The following is a 22,406-nucleotide window of genomic DNA, read 5'->3' as shown; positions in this document are numbered from 1 at the left end:
GTGCCGATACTGTTCCCCCAAAAAGCATTGCTGCTGCCAATGCAGAAGCCAGCACCTTATAGGGTACCCCTTTTTTCACTTTCATTTCACTCCCGCCCTTTCCCATTGAAAAATCTATATTTTTTAACTTTTCATAAAATTAATTGTAGGGCCGGGTCTGAGAGAAGTAAATTGGGGGAATCTGAAAGGAGGGATCCGTTAAATTTCAGAACTTTATATCCAGATCGAAGGATTTCTTCCTATTTTATTAGTGTAAAAGACACATTTCCTTATCTATTTTCTATTAACTTTTTCACTTTCTGGTAAAAAAGGCTTTTTCGAATTACCCCAAATTGAAACCTTTAAAATCCTCATAGGAATAATATCCCAATAGCCTTTGGGAAAAACAGACATCTGACATTTCCTGCCTATCTGTTTCCAGCTGACAAGGTATGCTACGATAATATTCAGAACCACAGGGGGGATGCTGTTTTGAAGGAAGGCTTAATTATAAAATATTACCGGGAACGGGCTGGATTGACTCAAACACAGCTGGGCGAAGGGATTTGTTCTGTGACTCATATCAGTAAAATAGAGCGTGGACATACACAATATTCGTCTGAAATCACAAATCTGATCTGTAAACGGCTGAAAATAAATCTTATAAAAGAGCTTGAAAAGTATGATATGCTGGAGACTAAACTTCATGAATGGCTGGATGCCATGGTTAAACAGCAAAAAGAAGATATAGAATTAATTAAAGAGGAATTAGCCCAAAATCCTTACCTGCATTTTTCGGAAACAAAATATTTTCATTCAATCCTTTTGGCTCGCTACCACCTCATGCAAGGAGAGTACGATAAGAGCAAAGCGCTTTTAGACAGCTGCCAGAAAGCTTGGAACACACTTGATCGTTTTGAACGGAGTCTTCTCGAACATCTATGGGGCATTTATTTTCTTTACTTACAGAATTGCAAAGAAGCCATCGCCCATTTAAGGAATATAAATCCTAAAGATTATAATAACCATGAATTTTATTTTCACCTCGCAACCTCTTCCCATTTGATGAATGATAAAGTAAAAGCCTATCACTATGGCACCCTTGCACTGTCCCATTTCCGGGAAACTAATAATTTTAAAAGAATTCTTGATACAGAAACCGTCTTGCTGATACAAATGGGTACAAACGACCTTTGCCAATTTGAAGAAACCGTCAAGCAGTATCATACATTAATCAAATCCTGCCGTGCTCATAAAGAAGAAGCGAGGGAAATGAACCTTTGGCATAATCTTGCCGTTGAATACTTTGCAAAAGGCTTTTATTCAGAAGCAGGTGAAGTTTAAAAAAAGCTATTGGATCAGTGCGAGGTTAATCCAAACCCGCCTTTAAAATTAAGCGCTATACGAGGCTATGTCCATAGCTGCCTTAATCTGGATTTTTATAATAAACAAAATCTCAGATCCTTGCTGGACGATGGCCGCTGGCTGGCTGAACAAATTCAAAATAAAACCTACCAATATGTTTTTTATATGCTCGATATCCTTTTAGAAGATAAAGACATAGAGGATTATTATCTCTTTTTAGAAATCACATTCCTTCCCCACCTGCATGAATTAGGGAATAACACATTAATCAGCCTTTATGAAAAAGAATTATTTCAATATTACAGGAACTCTTCACAGTACGAAAAAGCATGCAGGCTTGCTGCCAAATACTTCGAGCCTCTAATCCATTAAACAGTAGAAAAATCTCTTATATTTCATAGGAGATTTTTCTTTTTGCCCTCTTTTCTGCTTCTCAAATTTGAGTCTTTTGTCATCATTTCAGATTTACCCCTCCCAAAGGATCTATGTCTTCTGTCTCTAAAAATTCCCCCAAAAAGGAAAATATTAGATAAAAGTTAATTTAGTATTTAAGAGACATCTGCATGAAATATTCACCTTCAATAAAGAGATAAGGAGATGATCGCATGCTGGAAGGGGAAATTATCAAATTCTACCGGGAAAAATCAGGACTTACACAAGCCATGTTAGGCGAAGGGATTTGCACTCCTACCCATGTAAGCAAAATCGAAAGAGGAAAAACTGCATATTCACCTGAAATTATTTCACTTTTCTCTGCCGTTTTAAATATAGACATTCAAAAGGAAATTGAATACTTTCGGGATCTGGACAAGCGCCTGCAGGAATGGCATAAAGCCATCATCATGTATAGATTAGCCAGGGCTGAGGAAATCAAAAATGAACTGGAAAGCTCACCCTTTATTTATTCTTCTAAATATGCAGCCCACTATCTTCTTTTAAAGGCAAGATATCATTTCCTGCATCAGGAATTAGAGGAAACATCCCGGATCATTAAGAAAATAAGCAATGAGTTTCCTAACCTCTCCCCTTTTGAGAGAAATTTATTTTACCATGTTCAAGGGATGTATTATATTAACCAAGCAATAAAACCTGATAGCCCGGATCAGCAAAAGGCACTTCAGGTATTAAAAAACATCGATATTAATGAATATGGCAATGAAGAATACTTTTATCACCTGGCAATTGCCTATCATTATATCGATTCAAAGATTATGGCTTACATGTTTGCGGAAAAATCATTGCAGCATTTCAAAAACACGAACAACTACACGATGGCAATAAAAGCGGAATCTATTATCCTCCTGCAGATCAGCAGTGATATCTTAACCGACATGGATACACTGGCAGAACGATATAATCAACTAATTTGGGACTGTGAACGAATTGGATTTCAAGACTACAAAGGCCTGCTATACAATAATTTAGGATTTGAGTATTTTAATAGGGAACAATATGCTGAGGCAAAGGATTGCTACAAACAGGCCCTGCGTTTAGCTGACAGGAATACAATCATTTATCTTCAGCGGTTATACTCTTATCTTAATTCCTGTATAGAAGGCAAATTATCAGGCAAAACAGCCCTTCTTAAAAAAGCATGCGAAGGGATTCAGGTGTCAAAGGAGCTTAAAAGCACTTTATACTTATCGTTATTTAAACTTTCTAAATACCAGCTTAATCATCAGCGCGAGAAATATTTTACGTATCTGGAAGAAAAGGCTTTCCCTGAATTTGTTAAAATTAAGCATATGATTCTTATGCGCAGGTATGGCAAAAAGCTTTATGAATATTACATCGAGACAGGAAATCATGAAAAAGCCATTCATCTGAACAGGCAGCTTGAAGGCAAAAAATTAATTAATGTGTAGAAAAATCCCTTGAATCTTCCTTCAAGGGATTTTCCGTCCATTTCTATTTTACTGTTCCTTCAGCCTGTTCTGCATTGAATTTCCATTCCACCTGCAGTGCATCTCCCTGGAATTCGTTTTGGTCCTCTCCGTTATCCACAAATTCGAACAGCACTATAATTTTATCGGTTTCCCCAGGGGCCAGGCCATCTGGCACTGTTCCCCCGCCTACAAAGTTATCAATGGCTGTTAAATCCGGAGTTTGTGTCTGCAGTTCATGTAAAGTAGTTTCTGCAACCTGCACGGTTGCGTTAGCCTGATTGTATAAGATTGTGACTTTAATATGCTTGCCGAAATCATCTGCATTTGCAGCCCCATTTAATTTTGCATCCTCCACCTGATAGTTTGTATGCAGCAAGATCTTGGAAATATCAAGAGTACCGCTATTTGTGAGGGTAAATTCACGTGAAACCTCATCACCTGGTTTTAAATCGCCAATATTAACGATTGTTTCAGGGTTTACCGCCAAATCGAGGGTACCTGCTGCAAACGTGTTATTCGTAACCTCTGTATCGCTGAAATAAGCGTATGTACCCCCACCCATTAATGAAAAACCTAAAGCAGCTGTCAACAGTCCTTTACTTACCTTTTTTGCAAATCCCATGTTTTACTTCCTCCTTTGGATATTATAAATTTATTTAACTCTCATTTGCCTGTGGCAGATAAGAGGCATTACCGATGTATTAAGCATTTTTAGTTTCATATTCTTTAAGAGCCAGAAAAATAGTCCTCGCAGCAGAAAGGAGCAGGAGCAGTCCCGGTATAAACAGCAGGAGTGCGGAACCTTCCTTGGATGCTGCAAACTCAGCCGCATAGCCTGCATATGGAAGGGTGAAACCGGTATATTTACCGGTTATATTTTCAGGCTGCACATATTCCATATCCGGTGCGTCATTATTGTCGCCTTTCGTTTGATATAAAACCCCGGATTTCGTTTTCTTTACTTCGACAATTCTATGGGTAATTAATTTATCTCCTGATTTAAAGGTAATAATATCTTCTGTTTTTAGATGTTCTTTACTATCCGGCTGTTTCACTATAATGATGGATCCTGTCATGAAAGTCGGTTCCATGGATCCCGATAAAACAGCTTTTGCCTGATACCCTGCAAGGGACGGTTCTCCTCCGGATGCTTTTGAGGATATTATCCAAACAGCAAGGATGCAGAGGAGCATCAAACCTGCTGCACGGATACATTTACTCAGTATTTTTAGGGTTTTCTTCATTGACTGTTTCCTCCTCTTCAACCTTCTGCGTTTTGTCCTTTCTGACAGTCTGTTCTTCCGCTGGATTCACTTGTTCTTCCTCTGGATTCGCTTGTTCTTTCTCTGGATTGGCTTTTTCCTCCACTGGCTGTTTGTGTTCAATTTTCTGTTTTTCCAACTCGCTGATAGGAATTTCTATTTTTTCATCCTCATCCATTTTGTTTGTTTTATTGCCCCCTTTTTGCTGCTCTTTTTTCAGCTCCTGCCATTTTTGGTTAAAAAGCTGTTCCAGCTCCTGAAGATAAAGAGAATCATTCATTCTCAGAAGGAGCTTGTCTACTTTTAGAAAACCTTCACTTACAAACTCAAATCCTTCCTTTTTTTCTGCTTGCCGTTCCAGTTTTTCCAGTTCAGCTCTTATTCTATGAAGTTCCTCCAAGCTGGCTGTTATCTGTTCTTTTTTTCTCAAAAATTCAGCGGGCGGATCTATTGTCCCATTTAACATCCCGTTCTTCACAAATGCTTCTAAATCGGCATGCTCTTTGAGCATTTGTTCACTGTTTATCCTGGCTTTCTCTTCAAGCCTGTGAATATAGGATGGGAATACAAATGCAGTAGAGATAATAACAGGTTTTGCCTCTGCCTGGCTTGTAAAGGCAGCTTCTGTTTTCCCGACAAGCTGAGTGCCAGTATAAAAACTCAGGCAGCATAGACACGGCAAAATGAATTTATTCAATCCCTTCTTCATCCCCTGCTCTCCTCTCGAAAAGGTGTCTGTGGAACAAGCATACGAGAGGCCATGTGCAAAGTAAATTGGGTTATTTTGCGGTATTCCAAGGCAAAATACAGGCTATTTTGATTTCCGAATTCAAGAAAGACAGGCATATCGCTGATCCCTATAACCCAATTGACCATTTGTGGAATTTTCAGAATAATGGACCTTGAAATACCAATCCAAACTAAGAGGTGATCAGTTTGAAAAGAAATCAGCTAAAAAAGAAAGTTCTCCCTGCAGTACTGGCAGCATCGTTTGCCATCTCGGGACTGTCTCTGCCCGCCAAAAATGTGCTGGCAAATGAAGAAATCGTTAAGTATCATCAGGAATTAAAGACGCCTTCCTACATAATCGGGACCTGGCAAGCTCCTGAAGGACTGAGTAAGGAAGAAGCTGTATATGCGTTCCTTCAATCAAAGGCGAACTTATTTAAAAATGCGGGCTACGAGGCCAAGGACCAATTCAAAATCATTGATCAATTTAATGATAAGCAAACAAACACACACCATTTCAGAACAGTAGAGCAATACAAAGGAATACCTGTATACGGATCACAGCAGACCATTGCTTTGGATGACAGTAATAATGTGACAGCCTTCTTCGGTAAAGTTACACCAAATCTGGCACGTTCCATTATTCCTACAGAGGCGAAACTGGGCGAAGATGAAGCATTGGAAAAGGTAAAGGAAAGCATTGAAGATAAAATCGGAGAAGTGAAGAGCTATGATGGGATTGAAGGAGAACTTGTTATTTATCCTCATAACGGGCAAAAGCATTTGGCTTATTATGTAACAGCTTCCACCTCAGCCCCGGTCCCGGGGTATTGGCATTATTTTGTAGATGCTGCAACTGGAAACATCATTCATAGCTATAATGCCATCTCGGAACTGACACCATCTTCACCTGAACAGCCTGAGGCACAGCAGACTGCTTCTTCCCAGCCTGAATCGAAAGCACTTCCGACTGATTCAGAACCTGTTCAAGCAAGAGGAATGGATATTTTCGGGACACTTCAATCCTTCCAGGCGGTTAAAGACCCGGAAACAGGAACGCACTATTTATTCGATGGGACAAGATCTGAAGGTGTCCATACATTTAAAGCGAACCGCATGCCTGAAAACGCGTTTATAATCCTTTCAGCTCTGCTTGGAATGACCGGGTTCGAGGTGGAAAGCAGAAACAACTTCTTCTATGATCCTTCTGCGGTGTCTGCCCATGTGAACGCAGGAAAAGTTTATGATTATTATAAAAAGGTACATGGCCGTAATTCCCTTGATGGCGAAGGAATGAAATTAGTTTCAACTGTCCATATCGGTTCGAAGTGGAATAATGCTGCCTGGAATGGCAAGCAAATGCTATACGGAGATGGAGAAGGAACCAGGATGATTTCCCTGTCCGGCGGCCTGGATGTAATCGGGCATGAAATGACACACGGCGTGATCACCAATACAGCCGATTTAATTTATGAAAATGAATCCGGTGCGATCAATGAATCCATTGCAGATATTTTAGGGGCTTTCGCTGAAAATAAAACAGGCGATGATCTTTGGTTATTAGGTGAAGATATTTGGACGCCAAATACACCAGGCGACGGTCTTCGTTCGATGAGTGACCCGGCTTCTGTCTATATTGGAGGCTATACAGAATCAGGCTACTACCCTGATCACTACAGCAAACGTTATGTGGGAGAGCTTGATAAAGGCGGTGTCCATATCAACAGCAGCATCAACAACAAAGCTGCCCACCTGATTACAGATGGAGGCACTCATTACGGTGTTTCGGTTACAGGCATCGGAAAAACAAAAGCCGAGAAGATTTTCTACAGAGCACTTACCCATTATCTGACAGCAAGCTCCGACTTCAGCCAAATGCGCCAGGCAGCCATCCAGGCAGCAAGAGACCTGCATCCGGATCGAAACGGACAGCCTTCAGCTGAGGTAAACGCAGTCATGGCAGCATATGATGCAGTTGGCGTTCAATAAAATGACCTTCTAAAATAAAGAGAAACTCGCCACATGTTTGCTGTGGCGAGTTTTTTAATGTGTCTGTATCCTCCTCATAGCTGACAGGATGCCAAATATTACGGTAATGAAATGGGATAAGAAAAATGTATATACATTAAAGTAAAGACTATTTGTGTATTGATTGAACCAGCCAAAACGGTAAATTCTTGATTCCGGGTTATCAGGTGTTCCTCCAAGAGCAGTGATCAGCTCACTTGTGTAATCAATAATTACAATCATCAGCAACACACATCCGGCAAGTGCAAAAAGCAGAATTCCTATTGTGGTTTTACCCTCTTTCACCATCTTTGCTTTTACCAGCTTAAAAGTATAGATCCAACTGGAAATAAAGACAGGTGTAAAAAGAAAAATCACGAGGATGCCTAAATTTCCATTGCCGGAAACCACATGCGGGCTTACCGTAAAAAGATGCTCTATAAGGTAAAAACCAAAGAATGAAAACAGGAAGCATAGGATCCAAAAGATCATATTTTTACTCAAGAGCACACACCCTTTTCGTGATTTACTTCATACTAATCAGCACTATTTATTAGCCCCGCCTTTTTTCATGCTCGCTTCCTACCTCACACTCTCAACCAGCAGGTAAACCCCAGTGAAAATCAATATAATGTATGTAAAAACCTTGAAAAAACGGTGATTGATTTTAACAAATAAAATTTGTCCCAGGTATAGACCCAGCAGGACCAGCGGCAAAGCATACAAGCTTGAAAGCCAAATCGTCTTATTGGTCCCTGCAAAGATTATCTGAAATACCAGACTGGCCGAGTAGATAAACAAGTAAAAAGCCAAGGTAGTTCCTCTAAGCCGCTCTTTTTCGGTATCAGTTCCTGAAAAGTACAACAGGAGCGGCGGGCCTGGCATGCCAATGCTTGTTGTCATTATTCCTGACAATCCGCCCACTGAATAATCCCTGCGGCTTGTTTCTTTCACACGGACATTCGCCATCAAAAGGAGCGTTAAAATCAAAATAATGAAACTGACCGCTAACTTCAGCCGGGAAATGTCCAAAAATAAAAAAGTGGCAATGCCAACAGGCAGCCCGGCTGCGCTTCCAATTGCGAACCTTTTCAAAACTCCAAAGTCTGTATCCTTCTTGATTTTTGAAAATAAGGCAGCAGAAATGATTAAAGATAAAATCAGATTGATTTGTATGGCTTCTCTAGGTTCAAAAAGAAGCAGCAAGAACGGTGTGGCCAGGATCGAGAAACCAAATCCCGTGCTTGTCTGCAGAATGGATGCAATTAAAATAATAAGGATAAAGGAATAGATTTCCATGTACAAAACCTGCTTTTTACCCTATTTTACCACAGCCCGGAAACAATCTGGCACACCTTTAGCTTTTCCTATACAATAATGGAAGGAATATGCAAAAGTGTGGTGAGTTGATTGTTTAAAGTGCTTTTAATTGAGGATGATGCCTCCCTTTTTACTGAAATCAAAGACCGTCTCTCCCAGTGGTCTTACGAAGTCCATGGTATTCAGGACTTCAGTGGAGTCATGAAGGAGTTTGCCGGCATTCAGCCTGATTTGGTCATTATCGATATCCAGCTTCCGAAGTTCGACGGGTTTCATTGGTGCCGGATGATTCGTTCACATTCGAATGTGCCGATTATTTTCCTGTCATCCCGGGATCACCCAACAGATATGGTCATGTCGATGCAGCTTGGCGCTGATGATTTTGTCCAAAAGCCCTTCCACTTCGAAGTCCTGATTGCCAAAATACAGGCAATACTCAGACGTGTCTATAACTATAGTGCCGTTCAGAATAACCTCAGGACCTGGTGCGGTGCAGCGGTTGATTTTGAAAAGAATACCGTTACAAATGAGAGCGGCTGCATAGAATTAACGAAAAATGAAATTTATATATTAAAGCTGCTGATAGAAAGAAAAAATCAAATTGTCAGCAGGGATGATATCATTAACAGCCTATGGGATGACAAACGATTCATTAGTGACAATACTCTTACGGTCAATATTAATAGACTCAGGAAGAAGCTTGATGAAATCGGGCTTGGCGCCGGGATCGAAACAAAGGTCGGCCAGGGATACATGGCAATTGAAGAGGATGCCCCGCATGTTTAGGAAATATATCAGGGAAAGGGTAAGCTGGATACTGCTTTTCGGTTTCCTTCAGCTGCTTGCTGCCTTTGTAGTATATATGGACTCGGCCATATCCCTTAAGCCCTTCCTATATTACACCTTTTTATCTGCCATCATTTTCACTGGGTTCATCTTTCTCCGTTATCAAAAAGAAACTCGATTTTACAGAGAAGTAGCCGAACGGGAAGATAATTTAGATCTTTCGAGCATACCGGAGTCTGAAAGCCCATTTGAAAAAATAGTGGAGTCGGGCCTGGTCAGCCAAACCGAACGGTTTAAACAGGAGTTTACCCGGAACTGGACACTTCTCGAGCAGGAAAAAGATGAACTGCTGTCCTGGATTCATGAAGTAAAAACACCCTTGACTGCCATGCATCTCATGATTGACCGGATTGGGGATCAGGATCTTAAATCGTCCCTGACGTATGAATGGCTTCGCATCCACCTTCTTCTTGATCAGCAGCTGCATCAAAAGCGGATTCCTTCTATGGAAAATGACTTGTATATTGAGATGATTCATCTCGAAGACATTCTATTCAGTGAAATCAAATCTCTGCAGTCCTGGTGCATGCAAAAAGGCATTGGCTTTGAAATGGAATTGGAAGAAACAGAAGCTCTGAGCGACGCGAAATGGCTCAGCTTTATCATTCGCCAGCTTTTAACCAACGCTGTAAAGTATAGTGAGAAATCAGACATTTCGATTTCGAGTTCCCAGCATGACGGTAAAATATCCTTGAGGATTCAGGATTTTGGCAGAGGCATCGATCAGAGGGATTTGCCGCGAATCTTTGAGAAGGGGTTCACATCTACTGCAAATCACCATGAGAACGCAGCAACAGGCTTGGGGTTATATTTAGCCAAAAAAGCCGCAGACCAGCTAAAAATTAAAATCCATGCGGAGTCTTATATAGGCAAAGGCACCATCATGACACTTGTCTTCCCAACCCGCAATGATTTCGTCAGCATAACAGGCATGTGACAAAAATGTCACATGCTTTTGCTGTTTGTTCGTTCAATCGAAGGAATTACATAGACGTAACCTTCTATACTTAAGCTATCAAAGAAAGGATGGTTACACATGTTTGTACTTGAAGCCAAAAAAATTCATAAAAGCTACGGCAATAAATTTAATAGGCAGGAAGTATTAAAAGGAATTGATTTAAAAATTGAAACGGGTGAATTTGTAAGCATTATGGGCTCTTCCGGTTCAGGGAAGACCACGCTCCTCAATGTACTCTCGTCTATTGACAGTGTTAGCGGCGGAGAAATCAAGATTGAAGAAAAGGAAATGACGAGACTGAAGGAAAAGCAGCTCGCCCAGTTCAGCAAGAAGCATCTCGGATTTATTTTTCAGGAATATAATCTCCTGGATACATTGACAGTGAAGGAAAATATCCTTCTCCCCCTTTCCATCAGCAATACACCCAAAAAAGAAGCTGATGAAAAGTTTGCAGAGGTTGCGGGTGAGCTCGGAATATTCGAGTTAAAGGATAAATACCCTAATGAAATTTCCGGCGGGCAAAAGCAGCGAACTTCCGCAGCACGTGCTTTCATTCATGAACCAAGCATCATTTTCGCGGATGAGCCGACAGGTGCGCTGGATTCGAAATCAGCATCAGACTTATTAAATAAGTTAAGTGACTTAAATCAGAAAAGGAAAGCAACGATCATCATGGTCACTCATGATCCTGTGGCGGCAAGCTTCTGCAGCCGGGTTATTTTCATCAAGGATGGCCAAATTTATACTCAGCTGAATAAGGGTGATCAATCAAGACAGGCTTTTTTCAAAGATATTATGAAAACACAAGGCGTATTGGGCGGTGTGCAGCATGAGCATTAATACGATCATCCTCCGTAATCTGAAAAAGAATCTGAAAAATTATTATCTCTATGTGTTTGCACTCATTTTCAGTGTCGCACTCTATTTCGCCTTTGTCACCCTCCAATATGATCCATCGATGTCTGAAGCAAAGGGCTCGATTAAGGGTGCAGCAGCAATCAAAACAGCCTCTATCCTGCTCGTGGCGATTGTTTCCATCTTTCTTCTGTACGCCAACACTATTTTTATCAAAAGGCGCAGCAAAGAAATCGGGCTTTTTCAGCTGATCGGAATGACAAAAAATGAAATTTTCAGGCTGCTTAGCCTGGAAAATCTCCTGCTGTATTTTGGTTCCTTGATCATTGGGATCTTTATCGGTTTTTCGGTATCGAAATTAATACTGATGGTCCTTTTTAAATTGACAGGTGTTGAAGGAATTGCATCATTGCACTTTTCAAGTGAGGCGCTTTTGCAGACTGTTATCGTCTTTACGGTTATTTATATTTTCATCATGCTGATGAACTTTGTTTTTATCAAAAGGCAAACCATTCTATCTTTATTCAGGGTGGTTTCGATTGCAGAAGGTAAAGTCAAAAAGCTGTCCATTTTGGAAATGATCCTGGGAGTGCTTGGTTTAGCCCTGATCATAACCGGCTATTATATCTCTTCCCTTTTATTTGGCGGGGATTTCACATCCATGAACGAACTGTTCCTCGCGATGGTTGTCATTCTTGCTTCCGTTATCATTGGAACCTACCTTTTCTATAAAGGATCGGTAAGCTTTATCGCCAGCCTGATCCGCAAAAGGAAAGATGGATACCTGAATGTTAACGAAGTGCTTTCATTGTCCTCCATCATGTTCCGCATGAAATCGAGTGCACTGCTTTTAACGATTATTACAACTGTGTCCGCCCTAGCGATCGGGCTGCTGTCATTAAGCTATATTTCTTACTACTCAGCGGAAAAATCTGCCCGGGATAGCCTCCCCTCCCACTTTTCATTCACTGACAAGGAAGATGCAGGGAAGTTTACCGGGAGCCTTCAAAAAGAGGGATTAGAATATAAGGAAAAAAGTATTGAGTTATTTCATGTGGATGCTAATATGGAGGACATTCTTGATGTCAATCTGGAAGAAATGAATTTTGATTCACCAAATATGATCCTGCCGGTTGTAAGCGAAACATCCATAGCTGGCATTAAGCTTTCTCCAAAGGAAACCGTACTTACAGGATATAATGATGCACTGCAGAAGTTCATGACGCTCAAAGACTCAGGAGAACTTGAGTTCCTGGGAAAAACAAACACGATTAAACAAAACTATTTAGGGTTAAAAAAAGATTTTGTTCTTCCGTTTTATTTTACATCAGGCGGGCTGCCGGTTGCTATTGTGGATGAGAAGGTATATGAAGAGCTGAAGGCTGACCTTAATCCTGAAATCCAGGATGAAGATTCGATTTTCATCGGAGTGGATATGAAAAATGAAAGCGATAAGGGAAAAGCCAATACACTCTTCAAAGAGATGGAATTCAGCGGCAGAGCCGATTCCCAGGAAGAGATGAGCACAAGGCAAAAAATGAACATGGGACTGATAATGTTTATTGTCGGTTTTCTCGGCTTAACCTTCCTGGTCACTTCAGGCTGCATTCTATATTTCAAACAAATGGATCAGAGTGAGGATGAAAAACCAAACTATACAATCCTGAGGAAACTTGGCTTTACACAGGGAGACCTGCTGCGCGGGATTCGTTCCAAAATGGCATTCAACTTTGGAATTCCGCTTATCGTCGGCCTTTTGCACAGCTACTTTGCCGTACAATCCGGGTGGTTCTTCTTCGGAAGCGAGCTTTGGATGCCGATGATCCTGGTTATGGCGCTTTACACGGTGCTTTATTCGATTTTCGGAATTTTGTCTGTGATTTATTCGAAAAAAGTGATAAAAGATGCACTTTAGAACGGAAAAACCGTTCAGGTATGCTTGCCTGAACGGTTTTTGATTTTAGTTATGTTTTATTTGCAGATTTCCAGAGCTTCTTTGCAAGTTTCCAATGTTTGTTTGCAAATTTTCTAAGTTTATTTGCTAATTACCGGATTTGTTTGCAATTTCTTTGGATTTATTTGCAAATTGCCTCATTTTATAACTTTCATTAGCTGTGATTCAACAATTAACTTATCCAGTTCCCGGCTTAATTTTAAGGTCTCTTCATCCGTTAGCCCCCTTGAATGTATGCATTCAATCATAGCCTGCCTGGTTTGTTCAATTGCCTTCAGTAAGTCCACTTTCTTATCCTTCCAGCAGCGGAATTCGGGATTTATACCTATTTACCAGCTCGCGGTTATGCTGTTCTGCTCCGTCTACATTGCCGCTTTTAAAGATAGGCGGTTCAAACCCGTTTTCAATCATCACTTCCACTGCTTCAGCCATCAGGCTGTTTACAATCGCAAAGCCAATAATAGATGAGGCGGAGCCAAACCGGATCCCCAAAGCTGAATGCTCCATCAATGCGTCCCCTGGTTCTATATGATTGTCGATCGCCAAATCCACAGATGAATATAGGTATTTTCCGTTTTTGTGCCGGGAGGATTGTGAATTTGCATAACGAGGGGATGTAATCCCAATGACGAATGCTCCACTCTCTTTTGAAATTTCAGCTACATCGATCGGGACTGGATTCCGTCCTGATGTGGATGCTACAATGACAACATCACCAGGCCGGATATCAGCACTCTCCATGAAGCTTCCCGCAAGATCATTTTGTTTTTCCATTAAAGAGGAACGGACCGCTCCTTTATGAAGCATTAAATCCTCTGCAAAAATAGGCTTAATCGGGGCCAGGCCTCCTGCCCGGTAAAAAAGCTCTTCCCCAAGCATATGAGAGTGTCCGCATCCAAATACATGAATAATTCCATTGCTTTGAATACACTCAGCCAAAGCATGGGCGGCATTTTTCATTTTTTGACTTTCTTCTTTTTCTAAAATGGTCAATAATTCTTTTATTTCATTCAGATATTTTGCAATCATTGCTACTATACCCCATTTATACCGAGACTTTTGATGCACTTAAAGCCGCTTCGTCAGCAATCACTTTCACGTTCGGATGATTTCTTAAGATGGATGCCGGGAATTGTTCATGAACACCATTTCCAAGAAGCTTTTGAATGGCATCTGCTTTTGCTTCGCCTGAAGCAAGAAGAAGGATCTCCCTGCTTTGCATGATTGTTGAGATGCCCATTGTAATGGCTTGAGTAGGCACCTCTTCGATTGTACTAAAAAACCTGGCATTGGCTTTAATAGTAGAATCTGCTAAATCAACAATATGAGTTTTAGATGAAAAAGGCGTTCCAGGCTCATTGAAGCCAATATGTCCATTATTGCCGATCCCTAAAATTTGCAGATCAATGCCGCCATGGTTCTTCAGCTTACTTTCATAATTACGGCATTCTTCTTCCAAATCCTCATGTGTACCGTTGGGGACAAAGGTATTTTCCTTCTGGATGTCCAGATGATTAAACAGTACCGAATCCATAAAATAACGGTAGCTTTGCGGATTTTCCCCAGAAAGACCAATATATTCATCCAGATTAAAAGTTGTCACATCTTTATATGATGTTTTGCTGCTCTGGTGATCTTCAATCAGCCTTTTATAGGTTCCGACAGGAGTGCTTCCGGTTGCCAATCCCAGTATGGCTTCAGGATGCTTTCGGACCTTCCTGATGATATAATCTGCTGCAGCTTTACTCATTTCTTCATAACTGGTTACTTTAATAATCTCCATTATGAGTTCCTCCTTGCTTAAAAAGCTGAATAAGAATATATTTGCACGTTTAAATGCAAAATATAGTAATTAAATAAACCCATTTATATTAAATATCGTATCACCGTAAAGTATAGTTGTCTATACCAATTATATTGTTAGAAAAGTCTTAACATAATAATGAAAATCCTTCTCTTTAGAATTTTTTCTTTCAAAATGGTATAGACAACTATATTTATATTTTGGTATGATTACGACAGTTTAGTAAAACGCTTTCTTATTCATTATTTTTTATTAAGGAGAGATCAATATGTTAGGATTCTTACAAAGAATTGGTAAAGCATTAATGCTTCCGATTGCCGTCCTGCCTGCCGCCGGTCTTCTGCTCCGCTTTGGACAAGATGATTTATTGGGCATTCCGTTTATCGCAAATGCCGGCAATGCCATTTTCGCCAACCTGGCACTTATTTTTGCCATCGGGGTTGCGATGGGATTCGCGAAGGACAATAATGGAGCAGCTGCCCTTTCAGGCGCCATCGGTTTTCTTGTATTAACCGAAGGGGCAATTGCCATCGATGAAAATATAAATATGGGAGTACTGGGCGGGATTATTGCCGGTATTATCGCTGGATTATTATATAACCGCTTCCATGATATTAAACTGCCGGATTGGCTCGGATTCTTCAGCGGCCGCCGCTTCGTTCCGATTATTACTTCCGTAACGATGATTCTTCTGGCTGCCATCGCAGGTTTTGCCTGGCCTCCAATCCAGGGTGCAATCGATTCACTGGGCAACTGGATTATTGGTCTCGGCGCATTGGGATCAGGTCTATTTGGATTCTTAAACCGCCTGCTTATTCCATTGGGTCTTCATCACGTATTGAACAGTTTATTCTGGTTCCAGTTCGGCGAATTTGAAGGAGTAAATGGAGATATTGCCCGCTTCTTCGCCGGAGACCCGTCAGCAGGCGCTTACATGACTGGATTCTTCCCTGTTATGATGTTCGGTCTTCCAGCTGCAGCATTTGCAATCATTGCAACAGCCAAGCCTGAAAAAAGAAAAGCTGTATCAGGAATGTTCATCGGTCTTGCGCTGACTTCATTCCTGACTGGTATTACAGAGCCAATCGAGTTCTCATTTATGTTTATTGCACCGCTTCTATATGGAGTGCACGCCATCTTAACCGGGGTTTCCATGTGGGTTACCTCTCTATTGGGCATCCGCGATGGTTTCACATTCTCAGCTGGCGCACTCGATTTTGCCCTGAACTTTAATATCGCTGAAAAGCCGCTGCTGCTTTTGGGAATTGGCGTCATCTACGCTGTTCTTTACTTCGTTATCTTCTACGCGTTAATAAAAGCGTTAGACCTGAAAACGCCTGGCCGTGAAGAGGACGAAGAAATCGTGGAAGATGAAGATGAACCTGTATCATCCGGCAGCAATAAGTACGAAGTCATGGCCAGCCACTTTATCAAAGATATTGGCGGTGCTGACAACATCACTTCCATTGATAACTGTGCGACACGCCTTCGTTTAAATATTGCTGATATGGAAAAAGTTAAGGAAAGTGCACTGAAGGCACATGGTGCTAAAGGAATCATGAAATTAAGCAAGACTAACCTTCAGATCATTGTGGGAACAGATGTAGAGTTTGTAGCAGATGAAATGAAGAAAATAAAGAAGTAATGATTAAAAAAACAGTGTCCCCTTCCGGACACTGTTTTTCTTATAGCAGCTTAATATCAGGAGGAAGCTTTGCAGAGCAGAGTATTTCCAGCTCCTTTATGCGCATTAAATTGTAAGAAGATCCCTCCATAAGCAATTGATCCGCAAATGCCGGATGGCACATGACTTCCACTGTTTCCCCGTCTTCTGCCTTATCCGCCAGCCTGCTGAAAAAGTCTTCCTGAATGCCATCTCCGTAAAAATCGAATAAGCATCTGTGAGAATAGCTTTTGACCCCTTCAATCACTTGCACGCCATTTACTCTGAAAGGGAGATCGTATTTTTTGGACAGGTATTGAACCACTGGGAGAAACTCTTCGCGTGTATGAACGTGGTGATGGCTATCCAAATGGGAAGGCGGAAGGCCAGCCCCGATAAAACGGTCAATTTGTGCAGACCACTCAAGCTCGAGCTCTTCTGCTGATATTCCGTCCAAATCTGCCTGAGATCTGAAGTATCCATCTTTATTCGTTAAAGTTTTTAAATCGGATAATAGCGGCTTCCCACATGTGAGGACTAAATGGACGCCAGTTCGTAAACCCGGGTATTGCCTGGCCATTGCCAGGGCCTGCTCTGTTCCGGGCATGTTCATCATCATGGTGGCGGAATTAACAATTCCAAATAGATGGCTGTGCAAAATTCCATAGTTAACTCCGGGACTGTAGCCGAAATCATCAGCATTGACGATGAGTTTGATCATGGTAATTTTCCTCCGCTAGCATAGCTGCAAGGCAGCACTAAACGATCTGCTGCCCTGCCAATTTTTACTTTAATTGCTCTGTTCGCTTTTTTATTGCGCTTTATTTACTTCATTTGCGTCTTCCGCTTGCTTTTTTTGCGCTTACGGGACCTGGCTGCGTCTTGATTTATTGAAATTGCGGCAAATAGGCACGATGGGCTTCGAGCATTTCATCAAGGATCTTTTTAGCTGTTTTATCGGAACCCACCAGCGGATTGATTGTCAGTGCCAGTAAAGCAGTATTGTAATCACCACTCAGGGCCGCTTCTATGGTCACCCTCTCAAAGGATTTAATAGATTGAACCAGCCCTCTGACTGCAACCGGGAGTTCACCGACCGCTATCGGCTTCGGTCCATCCTTCGTTATTACGCAGCTGACTTCAACGGCTGAATCAGACGGAAGGCCTGCAATGGCACCATTATTCCGGGTGTTAACCGGCTGTATATCCCTTTTATCAGTATATATCGAATGAATCAGCCTGCATGCTGCATCACTATAGTATGCCCCTCCCCTTTTTTCCAGCTGAGGAGGCTTTTCAGCAAGGTCTGGATTCTGATATAACTGGAACAGCTCTTCCTCGAGCTTTTTAACCACTTCAGCCCGGGTTCCGCCTTCTGATGCTGCCTTGACTTCTTCTTCCACCATTTCACGTGTCTTATAATAATAATTATGGTAAGGACAAGGAAGCACATTTAATGCCTGCAGAAATTCCGGTTCCCATCCCATTGCGTGGATATTTTTCATCGTGATCGAATGTTCTTTGTCCGTAAGCATTTTCAGCAGCTTTTCCTTGACGCTTACTCCATCGGCATAGACATCAAGTCCGTAGACAAGGTGATTAAGTCCGGCAAAATCAATCCTTACTCTGCTGTGTTCCACGTTCAATAAGTGGGCTGCCCCCATCTCCATCCCAATCGGCACGTTGCATAAACCAACCACTTTTTTGATATTGCTGTACCGCAGGACTGCTTCTGTTATCATTCCTGCGGGATTGGTAAAATTGATGAGCCATGCATTGGGGCACAATTCCTCCATTTCACGGCAGATCTCCATAATGACTGGAATCGTTCTGAGTGCCTTGAAAAATCCTCCCGGGCCATTCGTTTCCTGGCCCAGCACTCCATATTTCAGCGGAATTCGCTCGTCTTTTGCTCTAGCATCCAAAAGCCCGACACGGAATTGGGTTGTAACAAAATCGGCATTCGTAAGCGCTTTTTTCCTATCTAATGTAAGCTGAATCTGTATGGGAACCCCGGCTTTTTCAACCATCCGTTTCGCTAATTGGCCAACTATCTCGAGCTTTTTCCTTCCTTCCTCCACATCCACAAGCCAAATTTCCCTGACAGGCAATTCCTGATGTCTTTTAATAAAGCCTTCAATTAATTCAGGTGTATAGCTTGAACCTCCGCCTATTACAGCTATTTTTATACTATCTGGTTGCTTTGCCATTCGTTACCCTCTCTTAGTTAAGTTTCTTGTATAAGTCGATAAATTCCTGCGCCATGTCTTTGACAGTCAGGGCATTCATCAAATGATCCTGGGCATGGACAAGAATGATGGGCAGATCGATTTGATTCCCGGATGCCTCGCCCTGAATTAACTCAGTTTGATGTCTGTGTGCCAGCACAAACTCCTCCTCTGCTTCCCGGATTTTTGCTTCCGCTGCTTCGAACTTTCCGGCCTTTGCTTTCTGGATGGATTCCATTGCCAGACTTCTGGCATTCCCGCTGTGCAAAATAAGCTGAAATGATATTTGATAAAGCTTTTCTTTATCCATTCATTAACCCGCCTAACCTTGAATTGTTGGTGTTTGTTCCGGCTGCACCTGCTTCAGTTTCTTTTCGTCCATTTTCCCTGTTATATAGACGAATGGAAGATAGATGACAATGGAAATAGCTAAATTCACAAGTGCCAGCACTGCACCGGAAATATGTCCTCCTGTAGCAAGATAGCCGCCAATTCCTGCAGGCGTCACCCAAGGGATGCTTGCCACAACGACCGGATAAACAAGGCCCCATTTTATCGCAAGATATGCCACTACAGTCATAATGACAGGTGCCGAAATAAATGGTATTAGCCAGATTGGATTTAACACGATCGGAAGACCGAATAATAATGGTTCATTGATTTGAAAGATTCCTGGCGGCGTTCCCAATGCCAGCATTTGCTTGTGCCTCTTTCGTCCTGCAATAAACATGGCAATGATAAGGCCCAGCGTTGCCCCGGAGCCGCCTAGATATACGAAGGCATCCAGGAAAGGACCTGCCAAAATGGCATACTTATCAAGATCCGCCACACCCTGAGCATACAAATCTGTATTTTTGGTTCCGAGAGATGTGAATAAAGGCGTTGTAACACCTCCAAGAATATTAGGCCCATGGAGACCAACCGCCCAGAAGCCATGCACCAGAAAGACAATAAGGATCGCAAATGGCAATGAATCAGCTGCATTTGTCAAAGGTGCGACCAGGGTGGCATTGAGCCAGTCATTCAAAAATTCCCCATTTGTCATTTTTCTGAACAGTAGGCCTGCCACCCCAAATACGAAAATCGTCAGCATGCCCGGCACCAATTTGGCAAAAGCCCCTGCGACAGCTGGAGGGACTCCATCCGGCAGTTTGATAATAAACGCTTTTACTCTTGTCAGTCGTATAAATAATTCGGTTGCAAGAAGGGCTACCACAATCCCTGTAAACAAAGCCGTAGCATTAAAGTATCCATAGCCAATGAACCCCCAGACACCTTCTGTATCAGGCACCTGGCCAACCTGAGGGATTAAGAGGAAGAAGCATGCTGCAGCAACCAGCATCGCCTCGAATCCATCATCCCCATAGGATTTGGCAAGCCTGTGGGATATGCCAAACACGGCGAATATGGTTAAGAAGGCAAACGTGCCCCACCAGATATCTCCGCCCAGTGTTTTCCAGGATTCGCCGAAAATGCTTTCCATGAGTCTGCCGTACGGCTTAATGATTTCCCCCAAATTATTAAATAGAACAGCAAATGATCCTACCATCGTGATGGCGATCATCCCGATCAAGGCATCCCGGATAGCAAGCAAATGCCTGTTATTGCCGAATTTCATAGCATAAGGCATGATATATTTCTCAATAAACGTCATCATCACTATTCACCCTTTATTAATGAAATAGCTTGCTTTAATACTTCCTCGCCATTGCATAAGCCATAATGCATAGGGTTTATGGGAGCTACAGGAATCCTGCCGCCTGCCTCCTTCTTCAATTGCTCGGTCATAAACCGAATCTGCGGTCCAAGCAGCAGGACATCTGCCGAATCAATATGATTTCTAACCTCCCCGTTGCCAATAGCCCAAATTTTACAGTCGATTCCCTGGCTTTCAGCACTTGCCTGCATTTTTGTCACTAGAAGACTAGTAGACATTCCAGCCGAACAGCATAACAAAATATTCATAATTGACCCCCTTTTTCTGTAAGCGATTTCAAAATAATAGAATGATTGCTTATCCTAATAGTACCATCAATAAAACAGATTATTCAGTTAATTTAAACGAAAAACATTCCTTTTTTGAAGTCATTCACCCCCCTTCAATATTCTATGCTTGAAATCAATTGTAATGACAAATATATATTTTTTCAATACATTTTTAAAATTTGTTATTACAAATTATTTTATAATTGATATGACAATAAGTTTTATGGAATAATAGAAAGAAGAACAGAGTAGGAGGAACGGGTATGAAAGACGGTTTCACCGAGGATAGTGCCCTGCACTTGAAGGTTAAAGAAAGCATTCTTGAACTTATTCGAAATGGAGAATACAAACCGGATACAAAATTGCCGACAGAAGCGGAGTTTTGTGAAAAATATGGAGTCAGCCGGACGACCATTAGAACAGCACTCCAGCAGCTGAGCACAGAGGGCCATATTTATCGCCAGCAAGGCAGAGGCACTTTTGTATCAAGCAATAAAGTTAAGCAGCGGCTGACTTCTACAGTCGAAAACTTTTCAAAGCAATTGGCAATGCAGGGGAAAAACCCGCTTATAAAAGTAATAAATCTGGAAGTGATCCCTGCCGATCCCTTCTTAGCAGATGTTTTTGAGCTGTCAGAAGGCGATCCCGTAAATGTTCTCGAGCGGATCAGATATGCGGATGACGAGCCGCTTCAATATGAAAAAGCCTTTCTGCCATGGAAAAAGACCCCCAGCTTGAACCGGCAGGCCTGTGAAAAATCCTTATACAATTTGCTGCAGACTCAATACAACTTAAAAATCCAAAAGACCGTCGAGCATTTAGAAATTTCATTCCCGGAAGATGAAATTAGCGACCTGTTAAAAATCAAACCTGAAACACCGTGTTTCGCTCTTGAAACCTTTGCCCATATTGAAGACGGAAGCCTGATCGAGTATTCGAAAACGATGTTCCGCGGGGACTATGCTCATTTTATTATTGAACGGAATTATGAATAAAAGGTAGGCGGAGGCTACTGTAAATGCGGGAACTCTATTGTTGGCTGCAGAGGTGCAGCTGAATTGGGCAGCGTGATCTTTTTGGCTTTTTTGTTGAATGCGTGCCTGATTCGGACACCTTCTTCTCCCTTTTGGCCTTCGCTGTCCGAATGCGTGCCTAATTCGGACACCTTCTTCTCCCTTTTGGCCTTTCCTGTCCGAATACGTGTCTAATTCGGACACCTTCAACTTCCATTTGACCTTTGCTGTCCGAATGCGTGTCTAATTCGGACACCTTCTTCTCCCTTTTGACCTTTCCTGTCCGAATGCATGCTTAATTCGGACACCTTCTTCTCCCTTTTGACCTTTCCTGTCCGAATGCACGCCTGGTTCGGACACCTTCTTCTCCCTTTTGGCCTTTTCTGTCCGAATGCGTGCTTAATTCGGACACCTTCTTCTCCCTTTTGACCTTTCCTATCCGGTAGTAGTAGTAGTAGTAGTAGTAGTAGTAGTAGTAGTAGTAGTAGTAGTAGTATTAGTAGTAGTAGTGGCAGTAGTAGTAGCAGTAGTAGTAGTAGTAGTAGTGGTAG

The 22,406-nt window shown here is 41.8% G+C and carries 24 protein-coding genes; 10 read left to right on the top strand and 14 right to left on the bottom strand.

The window, feature by feature from the left end; translation table 11 throughout:
* The first annotated feature begins 471 nt into the window (after positions 1-471).
* The 3 genes from ACEQ1T_RS22775 to ACEQ1T_RS22765 all read left to right on the top strand — a co-directional run bounded on the left by ACEQ1T_RS22775 (position 472) and on the right by ACEQ1T_RS22765 (position 3,209).
* Positions 472-1,323, top strand: a complete 852-nt coding sequence (locus ACEQ1T_RS22775) for a helix-turn-helix domain-containing protein (protein ID WP_370224874.1) — start codon at positions 472-474, stop codon at positions 1,321-1,323.
* A 9-nt stretch (positions 1,324-1,332) separates the two neighbouring features.
* Positions 1,333-1,716: a hypothetical protein gene (locus tag ACEQ1T_RS22770; RefSeq protein WP_370224873.1), complete on the top strand. Its 384-nt coding sequence runs from the start codon at positions 1,333-1,335 to the stop codon at positions 1,714-1,716.
* 233 nt (positions 1,717-1,949) lie between these two features.
* Positions 1,950-3,209 (top strand): helix-turn-helix domain-containing protein, encoded by a 1,260-nt coding sequence (locus tag ACEQ1T_RS22765; RefSeq protein WP_370224871.1) that lies wholly within the window; start codon positions 1,950-1,952, stop codon positions 3,207-3,209.
* 43 nt (positions 3,210-3,252) lie between these two features.
* On the opposite strand, the gene ACEQ1T_RS22760 is transcribed toward ACEQ1T_RS22765, so the two are convergent.
* The 3 genes from ACEQ1T_RS22760 to ACEQ1T_RS22750 all read right to left on the bottom strand — a co-directional run bounded on the left by ACEQ1T_RS22760 (position 3,253) and on the right by ACEQ1T_RS22750 (position 5,201).
* Positions 3,253-3,852 carry a TasA family protein gene (locus ACEQ1T_RS22760; protein WP_370224869.1) on the bottom strand — a complete coding sequence of 200 codons (600 nt, stop codon included), beginning with the start codon at positions 3,850-3,852 and terminating at the stop codon, positions 3,253-3,255.
* Positions 3,853-3,931: 79 nt separating this feature from the next.
* Positions 3,932-4,474, bottom strand: a complete 543-nt coding sequence (sipW, locus tag ACEQ1T_RS22755) for a signal peptidase I SipW (RefSeq protein WP_370224868.1) — start codon at positions 4,472-4,474, stop codon at positions 3,932-3,934.
* Positions 4,446-5,201: a DUF4047 domain-containing protein gene (locus tag ACEQ1T_RS22750; protein ID WP_370224866.1), complete on the bottom strand. Its 756-nt coding sequence runs from the start codon at positions 5,199-5,201 to the stop codon at positions 4,446-4,448. The genes sipW and ACEQ1T_RS22750 overlap by 29 nt, the downstream gene beginning before the upstream one ends.
* A gap of 227 nt (positions 5,202-5,428) precedes the next feature.
* On the opposite strand from ACEQ1T_RS22750, the gene ACEQ1T_RS22745 reads away from it, so the two are divergent.
* A complete protein-coding gene (locus tag ACEQ1T_RS22745; RefSeq protein WP_370224865.1) occupies positions 5,429-7,210 on the top strand; it encodes a M4 family metallopeptidase in 1,782 nt (593 codons plus the stop codon).
* 54 nt (positions 7,211-7,264) lie between these two features.
* Here the strand turns inward: ACEQ1T_RS22745 and ACEQ1T_RS22740 are convergent, their stop codons facing one another.
* Positions 7,265-7,738, bottom strand: a complete 474-nt coding sequence (locus ACEQ1T_RS22740; protein WP_370224864.1) for a hypothetical protein — start codon at positions 7,736-7,738, stop codon at positions 7,265-7,267.
* A 72-nt stretch (positions 7,739-7,810) separates the two neighbouring features.
* On the bottom strand, positions 7,811-8,527 hold the full coding sequence (locus ACEQ1T_RS22735) for a sulfite exporter TauE/SafE family protein (RefSeq protein ID WP_370224863.1): 717 nt from the start codon (positions 8,525-8,527) through the stop codon (positions 7,811-7,813).
* A 111-nt stretch (positions 8,528-8,638) separates the two neighbouring features.
* On the opposite strand from ACEQ1T_RS22735, the gene ACEQ1T_RS22730 reads away from it, so the two are divergent.
* From ACEQ1T_RS22730 to ACEQ1T_RS22715, 4 genes are all read left to right on the top strand, one after another.
* Positions 8,639-9,334: a response regulator transcription factor gene (locus ACEQ1T_RS22730; RefSeq protein ID WP_206839467.1), complete on the top strand. Its 696-nt coding sequence runs from the start codon at positions 8,639-8,641 to the stop codon at positions 9,332-9,334.
* Positions 9,327-10,331 (top strand): sensor histidine kinase, encoded by a 1,005-nt coding sequence (locus ACEQ1T_RS22725; protein ID WP_370224861.1) that lies wholly within the window; start codon positions 9,327-9,329, stop codon positions 10,329-10,331. The genes ACEQ1T_RS22730 and ACEQ1T_RS22725 overlap by 8 nt, the downstream gene beginning before the upstream one ends.
* A gap of 99 nt (positions 10,332-10,430) precedes the next feature.
* Positions 10,431-11,192, top strand: a complete 762-nt coding sequence (locus ACEQ1T_RS22720) for an ABC transporter ATP-binding protein (protein ID WP_370224860.1) — start codon at positions 10,431-10,433, stop codon at positions 11,190-11,192.
* Complete coding sequence (locus ACEQ1T_RS22715) at positions 11,182-13,122, top strand: ABC transporter permease (RefSeq protein ID WP_370224858.1); 1,941 nt, start codon at positions 11,182-11,184, stop codon at positions 13,120-13,122. Before ACEQ1T_RS22720 ends, ACEQ1T_RS22715 begins: the two co-directional genes overlap by 11 nt.
* Before the next feature lie 176 nt (positions 13,123-13,298).
* Here the strand turns inward: ACEQ1T_RS22715 and ACEQ1T_RS22710 are convergent, their stop codons facing one another.
* Genes ACEQ1T_RS22710 through nagB form a run of 3 tightly spaced genes read right to left on the bottom strand, consistent with a single transcriptional unit; the run spans position 13,299 to position 14,944 of the window.
* Positions 13,299-13,448 (bottom strand): aspartyl-phosphate phosphatase Spo0E family protein, encoded by a 150-nt coding sequence (locus tag ACEQ1T_RS22710; protein WP_312886177.1) that lies wholly within the window; start codon positions 13,446-13,448, stop codon positions 13,299-13,301.
* 4 nt (positions 13,449-13,452) lie between these two features.
* On the bottom strand, positions 13,453-14,190 hold the full coding sequence (locus tag ACEQ1T_RS22705) for an SIS domain-containing protein (protein ID WP_206839461.1): 738 nt from the start codon (positions 14,188-14,190) through the stop codon (positions 13,453-13,455).
* 16 nt (positions 14,191-14,206) lie between these two features.
* On the bottom strand, positions 14,207-14,944 hold the full coding sequence (gene nagB, locus ACEQ1T_RS22700; RefSeq protein ID WP_370224857.1) for a glucosamine-6-phosphate deaminase: 738 nt from the start codon (positions 14,942-14,944) through the stop codon (positions 14,207-14,209).
* 289 nt (positions 14,945-15,233) lie between these two features.
* Here nagB and nagE point away from each other — a divergent pair, with 289 nt between their 5' ends.
* A complete protein-coding gene (nagE, locus tag ACEQ1T_RS22695; RefSeq protein ID WP_206839459.1) occupies positions 15,234-16,610 on the top strand; it encodes an N-acetylglucosamine-specific PTS transporter subunit IIBC in 1,377 nt (458 codons plus the stop codon).
* A gap of 40 nt (positions 16,611-16,650) precedes the next feature.
* Here nagE and chbG read toward each other — a convergent pair whose 3' ends face one another.
* The 5 genes from chbG to ACEQ1T_RS22670 all read right to left on the bottom strand — a co-directional run bounded on the left by chbG (position 16,651) and on the right by ACEQ1T_RS22670 (position 20,821).
* Complete coding sequence (gene chbG / locus ACEQ1T_RS22690) at positions 16,651-17,349, bottom strand: chitin disaccharide deacetylase (RefSeq protein WP_370224856.1); 699 nt, start codon at positions 17,347-17,349, stop codon at positions 16,651-16,653.
* A gap of 166 nt (positions 17,350-17,515) precedes the next feature.
* Positions 17,516-18,838, bottom strand: a complete 1,323-nt coding sequence (locus tag ACEQ1T_RS22685) for a 6-phospho-beta-glucosidase (protein WP_370224853.1) — start codon at positions 18,836-18,838, stop codon at positions 17,516-17,518.
* Between the two features lie 13 nt (positions 18,839-18,851).
* Positions 18,852-19,166 (bottom strand): PTS lactose/cellobiose transporter subunit IIA, encoded by a 315-nt coding sequence (locus ACEQ1T_RS22680; protein WP_206839456.1) that lies wholly within the window; start codon positions 19,164-19,166, stop codon positions 18,852-18,854.
* A gap of 12 nt (positions 19,167-19,178) precedes the next feature.
* Positions 19,179-20,513 carry a PTS sugar transporter subunit IIC gene (locus ACEQ1T_RS22675; protein WP_370224851.1) on the bottom strand — a complete coding sequence of 445 codons (1,335 nt, stop codon included), beginning with the start codon at positions 20,511-20,513 and terminating at the stop codon, positions 19,179-19,181.
* A gap of 2 nt (positions 20,514-20,515) precedes the next feature.
* Positions 20,516-20,821: a PTS sugar transporter subunit IIB gene (locus tag ACEQ1T_RS22670; RefSeq protein ID WP_206839454.1), complete on the bottom strand. Its 306-nt coding sequence runs from the start codon at positions 20,819-20,821 to the stop codon at positions 20,516-20,518.
* A gap of 284 nt (positions 20,822-21,105) precedes the next feature.
* Here ACEQ1T_RS22670 and ACEQ1T_RS22665 point away from each other — a divergent pair, with 284 nt between their 5' ends.
* Positions 21,106-21,837 (top strand): GntR family transcriptional regulator, encoded by a 732-nt coding sequence (locus ACEQ1T_RS22665; RefSeq protein ID WP_206839452.1) that lies wholly within the window; start codon positions 21,106-21,108, stop codon positions 21,835-21,837.
* 14 nt (positions 21,838-21,851) lie between these two features.
* On the opposite strand, the gene ACEQ1T_RS22660 is transcribed toward ACEQ1T_RS22665, so the two are convergent.
* On the bottom strand, positions 21,852-22,007 hold the full coding sequence (locus ACEQ1T_RS22660; protein ID WP_370224849.1) for a hypothetical protein: 156 nt from the start codon (positions 22,005-22,007) through the stop codon (positions 21,852-21,854).
* Positions 22,008-22,406 lie beyond the last annotated feature (399 nt).

This window comes from Cytobacillus sp., assembly GCF_964223445.1.
In the GTDB taxonomy this organism is placed as follows: domain Bacteria; phylum Bacillota; class Bacilli; order Bacillales; family Cytobacillaceae; genus Cytobacillus.
The sequence above is the reverse complement of the archived record's forward strand: the minus strand, read 5'-3'. Positions and strand labels throughout refer to the sequence as shown.

What these genes read in the sequence shown, in the direction of transcription:
- ACEQ1T_RS22765 (WP_370224871.1), top strand. Translation starts at nt 1,950, where the DNA reads ATGCTGGAAGGGGAAATTATCAAATTCTACCGGGAAAAATCAGGACTT.
- ACEQ1T_RS22760 (WP_370224869.1), bottom strand. Translation starts at nt 3,852, where the DNA reads ATGGGATTTGCAAAAAAGGTAAGTAAAGGACTGTTGACAGCTGCTTTA.
- sipW (WP_370224868.1), bottom strand. Translation starts at nt 4,474, where the DNA reads ATGAAGAAAACCCTAAAAATACTGAGTAAATGTATCCGTGCAGCAGGT.
- ACEQ1T_RS22750 (WP_370224866.1), bottom strand. Translation starts at nt 5,201, where the DNA reads ATGAAGAAGGGATTGAATAAATTCATTTTGCCGTGTCTATGCTGCCTG.
- ACEQ1T_RS22735 (WP_370224863.1), bottom strand. Translation starts at nt 8,527, where the DNA reads ATGGAAATCTATTCCTTTATCCTTATTATTTTAATTGCATCCATTCTG.
- ACEQ1T_RS22725 (WP_370224861.1), top strand. Translation starts at nt 9,327, where the DNA reads ATGTTTAGGAAATATATCAGGGAAAGGGTAAGCTGGATACTGCTTTTC.
- ACEQ1T_RS22720 (WP_370224860.1), top strand. Translation starts at nt 10,431, where the DNA reads ATGTTTGTACTTGAAGCCAAAAAAATTCATAAAAGCTACGGCAATAAA.
- ACEQ1T_RS22715 (WP_370224858.1), top strand. Translation starts at nt 11,182, where the DNA reads ATGAGCATTAATACGATCATCCTCCGTAATCTGAAAAAGAATCTGAAA.
- ACEQ1T_RS22705 (WP_206839461.1), bottom strand. Translation starts at nt 14,190, where the DNA reads ATGATTGCAAAATATCTGAATGAAATAAAAGAATTATTGACCATTTTA.
- nagB (WP_370224857.1), bottom strand. Translation starts at nt 14,944, where the DNA reads ATGGAGATTATTAAAGTAACCAGTTATGAAGAAATGAGTAAAGCTGCA.
- nagE (WP_206839459.1), top strand. Translation starts at nt 15,234, where the DNA reads ATGTTAGGATTCTTACAAAGAATTGGTAAAGCATTAATGCTTCCGATT.
- chbG (WP_370224856.1), bottom strand. Translation starts at nt 17,349, where the DNA reads ATGATCAAACTCATCGTCAATGCTGATGATTTCGGCTACAGTCCCGGA.
- ACEQ1T_RS22685 (WP_370224853.1), bottom strand. Translation starts at nt 18,838, where the DNA reads ATGGCAAAGCAACCAGATAGTATAAAAATAGCTGTAATAGGCGGAGGT.
- ACEQ1T_RS22680 (WP_206839456.1), bottom strand. Translation starts at nt 19,166, where the DNA reads ATGGATAAAGAAAAGCTTTATCAAATATCATTTCAGCTTATTTTGCAC.
- ACEQ1T_RS22675 (WP_370224851.1), bottom strand. Translation starts at nt 20,513, where the DNA reads ATGATGACGTTTATTGAGAAATATATCATGCCTTATGCTATGAAATTC.
- ACEQ1T_RS22670 (WP_206839454.1), bottom strand. Translation starts at nt 20,821, where the DNA reads ATGAATATTTTGTTATGCTGTTCGGCTGGAATGTCTACTAGTCTTCTA.
- ACEQ1T_RS22665 (WP_206839452.1), top strand. Translation starts at nt 21,106, where the DNA reads ATGAAAGACGGTTTCACCGAGGATAGTGCCCTGCACTTGAAGGTTAAA.